General features: G+C 69.7%; 8 protein-coding genes. 5 read left to right on the forward strand and 3 right to left on the reverse strand.

Going from position 1 to position 6902, the window contains the following annotated elements:
• Positions 1-176: 176 nt before the first annotated feature.
• Positions 177-512 carry a DUF6223 family protein gene (locus tag ACFVM3_RS41495; RefSeq protein ID WP_378445353.1) on the reverse strand — a complete coding sequence of 112 codons (336 nt, stop codon included), beginning with the start codon at positions 510-512 and terminating at the stop codon, positions 177-179.
• Between the two features lie 194 nt (positions 513-706).
• On the opposite strand from ACFVM3_RS41495, the gene ACFVM3_RS41500 reads away from it, so the two are divergent.
• Both ACFVM3_RS41500 and ACFVM3_RS41505 read left to right on the forward strand, forming a co-directional pair.
• Entirely contained in the window at positions 707-1813 is a 1107-nt protein-coding gene (locus tag ACFVM3_RS41500) for a sensor histidine kinase (protein ID WP_378445355.1), read from the forward strand.
• A complete protein-coding gene (locus ACFVM3_RS41505) occupies positions 1810-2481 on the forward strand; it encodes a response regulator (RefSeq protein ID WP_378445357.1) in 672 nt (223 codons plus the stop codon). The genes ACFVM3_RS41500 and ACFVM3_RS41505 overlap by 4 nt, the downstream gene beginning before the upstream one ends.
• Here the strand turns inward: ACFVM3_RS41505 and ACFVM3_RS41510 are convergent.
• Positions 2478-2840 (reverse strand): DUF5313 family protein, encoded by a 363-nt coding sequence (locus ACFVM3_RS41510; RefSeq protein WP_378445359.1) that lies wholly within the window; start codon positions 2838-2840, stop codon positions 2478-2480. The two genes, ACFVM3_RS41505 and ACFVM3_RS41510, sit on opposite strands and share 4 nt — an antisense overlap.
• Before the next feature lie 78 nt (positions 2841-2918).
• Here ACFVM3_RS41510 and ACFVM3_RS41515 point away from each other — a divergent pair, with 78 nt between their 5' ends.
• From ACFVM3_RS41515 to ACFVM3_RS41525, 3 genes are all read left to right on the forward strand, one after another.
• On the forward strand, positions 2919-4865 hold the full coding sequence (locus tag ACFVM3_RS41515) for an aconitate hydratase (protein WP_378445361.1): 1947 nt from the start codon (positions 2919-2921) through the stop codon (positions 4863-4865).
• 25 nt (positions 4866-4890) lie between these two features.
• The gene (locus ACFVM3_RS41520; protein ID WP_378445363.1) at positions 4891-5145 is read left to right on the forward strand and encodes a Prokaryotic metallothionein; all 255 of its coding nucleotides are present in this window, start codon (positions 4891-4893) and stop codon (positions 5143-5145) included.
• Positions 5146-5237: 92 nt separating this feature from the next.
• Positions 5238-5429 (forward strand): hypothetical protein, encoded by a 192-nt coding sequence (locus ACFVM3_RS41525; RefSeq protein WP_378445365.1) that lies wholly within the window; start codon positions 5238-5240, stop codon positions 5427-5429.
• Here the strand turns inward: ACFVM3_RS41525 and ACFVM3_RS41530 are convergent.
• Positions 5422-6525 (reverse strand): Vms1/Ankzf1 family peptidyl-tRNA hydrolase, encoded by a 1104-nt coding sequence (locus tag ACFVM3_RS41530; protein WP_378445367.1) that lies wholly within the window; start codon positions 6523-6525, stop codon positions 5422-5424. The two genes, ACFVM3_RS41525 and ACFVM3_RS41530, sit on opposite strands and share 8 nt — an antisense overlap.
• Positions 6526-6902: the final 377 nt, after the last annotated feature.

The raw sequence follows: 6902 nt of genomic DNA on the forward strand, positions 1-6902 counted from the left end.
ACTTTCGGGACGTTTGGTGTCCCGAAAGTGGCTTTCGCGACATGGTCGCCAGGGCGGTGCCGGGCCCTGCCCCGCCTGACGTTGCGAAAGCCACTTTCGCAACCTTCAACGTTGTGAGAGTGGCTTTCGCAACACTCCGGCGGGACAGGACAGCGTCCCTTGTGGACATTCGAGCCTCAGACGACGCGACGGGCACGCGACAGGGCGAGCCCTCCGAGGATCGCGGCGAGCGACCCGATCACCAGGGCCACGAACCCGCCGACGATCCCGCCGCCGGTGCCGGGACCGCCCTCGGCGGCGACCACGACGTAACCACCGCCCGCCATGCCGAGCAGCCCCGCCGCGAGCGCCACGAAGGCCCCGCGCCGGGTGTTGCCGGAGCGGAAGCGAGCGAGGGCAAGCCCTCCGGCGATCACCCCGATCACTCCCGCCAGCGCGGCCACCAAGGACCAGAGACGCCCTGAGGTCAGGTAGGCGGCGGCGATCGGCTCGGACAGCAGGTGGACCGACATGGAGGTGCTCCCTCGTTCAACGGCTGGATGTCCCTGAATGGTGTCCGCCGGGACCGCCTGGGGCGTCCCGTGAACGCAGGCAATCCGCGCTACCGCCGGCGCCGTAGAAACGCCGGGACTACCGCGAGCGCGGTAGACCGCGGATCGTCCGCGCGGAGGAGTCGGTCAGGCGGGCGGCTGGCTAGGGTTCACCCATGAGCAAGGTCTGGGACTGGGTGATCGCCGTCGGGGTGACGGCGGTTCTGCCGGTCACGGAATCGTCCGAAGTGGACGCTCCCACGAGCCTCGGCTGGCTGGGCCACCTGTTGCTGGTCGCCTCTGGGCTGGCGCTCGCCGCACACCGCCGGGCGCCGATCACGGTACTGGCCGTGACCGGGTTGTGCGCTTTGGGTTACCAGGCCGTCGGCTTCGACGTTCCCGTCGTCGCCTATCTGGTCGCGGTCTACGCCGCCGTCCGGGCCGGTCACCGGATCGTCGCCATCGCGGGATCGCTGCTCATGATCGCCGCCCTCCCGCTCGCGCTCCTGGCCTCCGCCAACGCCGCCACCGTGGGCGAGGCACTCGCACAAAGCCGCGACGCGCTTCAACTCGCCTGGCTGATCGCCGCCGGCGCTGCGGGCGAAGCGTTGCGACAGGCCGAACGCCGGGCCGACGAGGCCGAGCGCACCCGTGAGGAGACCGCGCGGCGCCGGGCCGACGAAGAGCGGCTGCACATCGCGCGGGAACTGCACGATTCGCTCACCCACCAGATCTCCGTCATCAAGGTGCAGGCCGAAGTCGCCGTCCACCTGGCGACCAAGCGGGGTGAGCCGGTGCCGGAATCCTTGTTCGCGATCCGGGAAGCCGGTCGTGAGGCGACCCGGGAGCTGCGGGCGACCCTGGAGGCCTTGCGTGACGACGGAACGAATCCGCCGTACGGGCTCGACCGGATCCCCGACCTGGTGGAACGGGCGAAGTCGACCGGTCTGGACGCGACGCTCGTCGTCGAAGGGCAGCGGCCCGGCCTGCCCACGGCGGTGGACCGCACCGCGTACCGGATCGTTCAGGAATCGCTGACCAATATCGCCCGGCACGCCGCCGCCACGACCGCGTCGGTCCGGATCGACCACCGCCCTGGCGCTCTCGCCATCCGGATCGACGACGACGGCGAGGCCGCACCGGGCACCACACCGCTGCCCGGGGTCGGACTGCTGGGGATGCGGGAACGGGTCACCGCCCTCGGCGGCAGTCTCCACGCCGGACCACGAAGCACCGGTGGTTTCTCCGTCCAAGCCGAACTCCCCGTGGAGCGAACGTCGTGATCCGTGTCCTGCTGGTCGACGATCAGCCGCTTCTCCGCAGCGGCTTCCGCGCGCTGCTCGACGCCGAGGACGACATCGAGGTCGTGGCCGAAGCCTCCGACGGGAGTGACGGCGTGGCGCTCGCCAGGAAGCACCTGCCCGACATCGCGCTCATCGACATCCAGATGCCCGTGGTCGACGGCATCGAGGCGACCCGGCGCATCGCCGCCGATCCGGCACTGACCGGCGTGCACGTCGTCATCCTGACCAACTACGGCTTGGACGAGTACGTCTTCGACGCGCTACGCGCGGGCGCGGCGGGATTCCTCGTCAAGGACATCGAACCCGAAGACTTCCTGCACGCCGTCCGCGTCGCCGCGCGTGGCGACGCCCTGCTCGCGCCGTCGATCACCCGCACGCTGATCGACCGGTACGTCACCCTGCCGCCCGGCGCCGGCACGGGCAACGGGTTGAAGGAACTGACCAACCGCGAACGCGAAGCCGTCGCCCTGGTCGCACGAGGCCTGTCCAACGACGAGATCGCCGAGCGTATGGTGATCAGCCCGCTGACCGCGAAGACCCACGTCAATCGCGCCATGACCAAACTCCACGCCCGCGACCGCGCGCAACTCGTCGTGCTCGCCTACGAATCGGGTCTGGTCGTACCGGGAGATCAGGCACCGGGCTAGGGCCAGCTGCCTGAGCCGCCCCTTGCGGACCGGACCGCTTTGCCGGTGCCGCGCGGGAAGCCGTGTTTGCCGAGCCGGACTTCGGCCAGTTCGTCCGCGCTGGTCATCGTGAAGAACAGGGCGAGGAACAGGCTCAGCACGAGCGCGCCCAGCACCGGTGCCACCGGCAACGGCGTCAGCGTCATCAGGAGCACGAACGCGACCACTAGCCACGGCAGCGCCTCGAAACAGATCCGGACGGCGAAGCGCAGCAGCCACGTGCGCGCCGTCGCGTCGTGCAGGACCCAATCCCGGTAGCGCTCGGGCAGCCGCCGTCCGTAGACGTACTGGACCCAGCGGATCGGACCCGGTCGTTCCATGCGAATCACCTCTGGGTGATTACCCCTTTTCGTCTCGGTTCATGTATGCCGGAGGGGCGAGCCGGGTAGCCCACCGACATGGCTGACCCGCGCACCCTGGCCCGCAAGCTGATCGACGAGCATCTCGTGGACGGCGAACCGGTCGCGGGCGCCGAGATCGGCCTGCGCGTCGACCAGACCCTGACCCAGGACGCGACCGGCACCTTGGTCATGCAGGAAGTCGAGGCGTTGGGACTCGACCGGGCGCGGACCGAGGTCAGCGTCCAGTACGTCGACCACAACCTTCTCCAGGCCGACGAAAAGAACGCCGAAGACCACGCCTTCCTGCGCTCGGCCTGCCGCCGGTACGGCCTCTGGTTCTCCAAAGCGGGCAACGGCGTCTCGCATCCGACCCACATGCAGCGCTTCGGCGTACCCGGCCGGACGCTCGCCGGATCGGATTCGCATACCTGTGCCGCCGGATCGCTCGGCATGCTGGCGATCGGCGTCGGCGGCCTGGAGGTCGCGCTGGCCATCGCGGGTGAACCGCTTCGCCTCCGGATGCCGGAGATCTGGGGTGTGCGCCTCACCGGTGAGCTGCCCGCATGGGTTTCCGCGAAGGACGTGATCCTGGAAATGCTGCGCAGGCACGGGGTGAGCGGCGGGGTCCACCGGATCATCGAGTACCACGGGCCAGGGCTCGGCGGGCTCACCGCGATGGACCGGCATGTCATCGCGAACATGGGCGCCGAACTCGGGGCCACCACGACCGTCTTCCCCGCCGACGACGCCGTCCGCGCGTTCCTGCGGGCCGAAGGTCGCGAAGACGACTTCACGGAGCTCCGCGCCGACGAGCACGCCTCCTACGACGTCGAAGACGAGATCGATCTCGGGGCGCTGGAGCCGCTCGTCGCCGAGCCCTCGGCTCCTGACAACGTCGTCCCGGTCCGCGAGGCCGCCGGGACGCCGATCGGCCAGGTGGTCGTCGGGTCTTCGGCCAACCCGGGCTTCCGGGACTTCGCGGTCGCCGCGGCGCTGGTCAAGGGGCGGCAGACGGCGGATTCGGTGAGTTTCGACGTCAATCCCACGTCCCGCCAGATCCTGGTCGATCTCACCCGCGCCGGGCACGTCACCGAATTACTCGCCGCCGGGGCCCGGATCCACCAGGCGGGGTGCCTCGGCTGCATCGGCATGGGCCAGGCACCGGCGACGGGCCAGAACTCGCTGCGCACCTTCCCCCGCAACTTCCCAGGCCGCTCGGGGACCTCCGACGACGCCGTATGGCTCTGTTCCCCGGAGACCGCCGCCGCGTCCGCGGTGACCGGCGTCCTGACCGACCCGCGCGACTTCGCGGCCGAACACGACATTCCGCGTCCCGGCCTCGCGCCACCGGAGCGCTCCGCGGTGAACACGCGCATGCTCGTCGCGCCGCTGCCCCGATCCGAAGCCGCGGACGAGGAACTGGTGAAGGGGCCCAACATCTCCGGTCTCCCGGACTTCGACCCGCTGCCCGACCGGGTCGAAGCGCCGGTTCTGCTCAAGACGGGCGACGACGTCTCCACCGACGAAATCTCCCCAGCGGGCGCCCGCGCCCTGCCGTTCCGCTCGAACATCCCGAAGCTGGCGGAGTTCACCTTCACCCGTATCGACGAGAGCTATCCCCGCCGGGCCGCGGAAACCGGCGCGCACTTCGTCGTCGGCGGCTCGAACTACGGGCAGGGCTCCTCCCGCGAACACGCGGCCATCACCGCCCGTCACCTCGGTCTCCGCGCCGTGCTGGCCCGCTCGTTCGCCCGGATCCACTGGCAGAACCTGACCAATTTCGGTGTCCTGCCGCTGGAATTCGCGGACCCGGCCGACTACGACCGGGTCTCCGCCGGAGACGTCCTGCTCCTGGAAGGCCTTCACGATTCACTCGCCACGGGGGAACTGTCCGTCCACAACCGGACACGGGACGAGCACATCCCCGTCGGCCACCGGCTCTCCCCAGGCCGGCTCGAAGCTGTCCTCGCCGGTGGCCGGATCCCTTTGCTCGCCCAGAAATGAACACCGAACCGGAGGAGGATGCCCGATGGCCGCCTGCGAAGTCTGCGGAAACGACTACGAAAAGACGTTCGAGATCCACACCGTCGAAGGAGCGAGGCATACCTTCGACTCCTTCGAATGCGCGATCCACCAGCTGGCGCCGATCTGCGAACACTGCGGATGCCGCGTGATCGGGCACGGAATCCAGGTGGAGGACCGGTTCTTCTGCTGTGCCCACTGCGCGCGGGAAAGCGCGGTCGCCGGTGGCGAGAAGGCGCGCGACGCCGTCGCCACATCCTGAGCGTTACGTCATTCGGGTGACAAGGGCTCCTCGGGGGTATGGCGAAACCGAGCCAGGGTATTCGGCAGGCCACCGCCCTCCGAGGAGCCCTCATGATCACCCGCATGGTCATCAGCCGCGACAGCACCGCCCTCGAATGCGAAAGGTGTGGCAGGCCCGCGGTACACGTCGCCCGGCTCGTCGCCGACAACGGCAGTGAGGTCGGGCAGACCCTCGTGTGCACGTTCTGCCGTCCCCACCGCGCGGAGCACACGATGGCACCGCCGCGCACCGAAGTCAGATAGCGAACCTCAGGACCGCGCCGACGCCGTCGGCCAGGCCTTCACCGCTGACGGGGACGAGGTCCGCGCCTTCGGCCAGCACGGCCGCCGGAAGGGCTTCGTCCGCGCGGCACTGCGTGAGGCTTTCCGCGCCGGTCCCCGAAAGTTCGAGTTCTTCCTTGGTGGTCGCGACCTGCGTCGGGTCGCCCGCGACCCAGACGAGCCGGTCGGCCAGCGACTCGTCGTCGATCAGCAGCGTCTCCACGGCGGCCGACCGCAGGGCCGCCGTCGTTCGCGCGAGCCCGTCCACCGCCAGCCCGCCATCGCGACCCTGTTCGGCGCGGAAGCGGTCGATCACGTCCTGGCGACGGCGTTCCGCGTGTTCTGCCAGTACTCGCTTCACCTCGGCTTCGAGCGCCTCGGGCGCGCTCCCGTCCGCGCGGCCGCCTTCTTCGAGCTCGACGACCTTCTCCGCCCCGCGCGGCGGGAGCTCGTCACGCACCAGCGCCCGCGCCTGCACCTCGCCCGCGAGCACCAGCACCTCGGCACCGACGGCGTCGGCGAGTTTGACCGCCTCCCGCGCGACCTCCGCGGCGTTGCGTTCGGCGACGGCCTCCACGCGATGCTGGATGTTCCAATAGGCCGAGCCACCGCCGCGCACCTTGTGCACCGGGTGGTCCTCGCCCTCGACGGTCCGTTCCTCGGCACCGTCCTCGCCGACCGCGAACAGATCGGCGCCTGTCTTGTCCACGACCACCACCACATGCGGTACGACCGCCGGAGCGAGCCGCAGAAGCGGGAGCAGGTAGGGCTGCGGCGCGACCCGGACGACCTCACGGAGCGGCGGCTCCGCGAGCTCCTCGTCGAGCACCACCTCGCCGCCCTCCGCGACCAGGGCGCGCCCGGCCCTGCCTTCGGGCGGCGGCGTCGTGGCCACCGCCGCGTCGAGCGCGGTGAGTGTCGGCTCCTCGGCGCCTTCGTCGGCCAGCCGCTCGCGGATCGACCGCCAGCGCAGGTCCAGTTGCGCGGCGGCGTCCTCGGTGTTGTGGGAGTTGTCGAAATAGACCGACGCGAACGGTCCTTCGCGCACGGTGACCTGCCGGAGCGTTGAAGTGTGCACGGTATCTCCTGTCTCGTCGGTTCCGCTTTCGATCTTCGGGTACCCGGGAGAAGGCCGGTGAATCATGGCTACGGCGCCTGGGTGCTCAAGTCCGTGAAGGCCTCCTTGAGGGACTCTGGGTCCCTTAAGGAGGCCTTCACGGACTTGGGACGTGGGACGTTCGGTGGGGTGTGTGGAAATAGGGACGTTGAGTGTCCCTATTTCCACACACCTGTCACGTTCGGTCACCTCGTTGACTGACCTGTCCGTGAGGGCCTGCTTGCCTACCCTGAAGGTAGGGAAGGAGGCCTTCACGGACATCCCGCGCCGCCCCGGGACGGCAGCGCCCCCCTCTCAAGTACATGAAGGCCCCCTTCCTTGCGCCTGGCGCAAGGAAG

The organism is Amycolatopsis sp. NPDC057786 (genome assembly GCF_042797905.1).
Taxonomy (GTDB): domain Bacteria; phylum Actinomycetota; class Actinomycetes; order Mycobacteriales; family Pseudonocardiaceae; genus Amycolatopsis.

What these genes read in the sequence shown, in the direction of transcription:
- ACFVM3_RS41495 (WP_378445353.1), bottom strand. Translation starts at nt 512, where the DNA reads ATGTCGGTCCACCTGCTGTCCGAGCCGATCGCCGCCGCCTACCTGACC.
- ACFVM3_RS41500 (WP_378445355.1), top strand. Translation starts at nt 707, where the DNA reads ATGAGCAAGGTCTGGGACTGGGTGATCGCCGTCGGGGTGACGGCGGTT.
- ACFVM3_RS41510 (WP_378445359.1), bottom strand. Translation starts at nt 2,840, where the DNA reads ATGGAACGACCGGGTCCGATCCGCTGGGTCCAGTACGTCTACGGACGG.
- ACFVM3_RS41515 (WP_378445361.1), top strand. Translation starts at nt 2,919, where the DNA reads ATGGCTGACCCGCGCACCCTGGCCCGCAAGCTGATCGACGAGCATCTC.
- ACFVM3_RS41520 (WP_378445363.1), top strand. Translation starts at nt 4,891, where the DNA reads ATGGCCGCCTGCGAAGTCTGCGGAAACGACTACGAAAAGACGTTCGAG.
- ACFVM3_RS41525 (WP_378445365.1), top strand. Translation starts at nt 5,238, where the DNA reads ATGATCACCCGCATGGTCATCAGCCGCGACAGCACCGCCCTCGAATGC.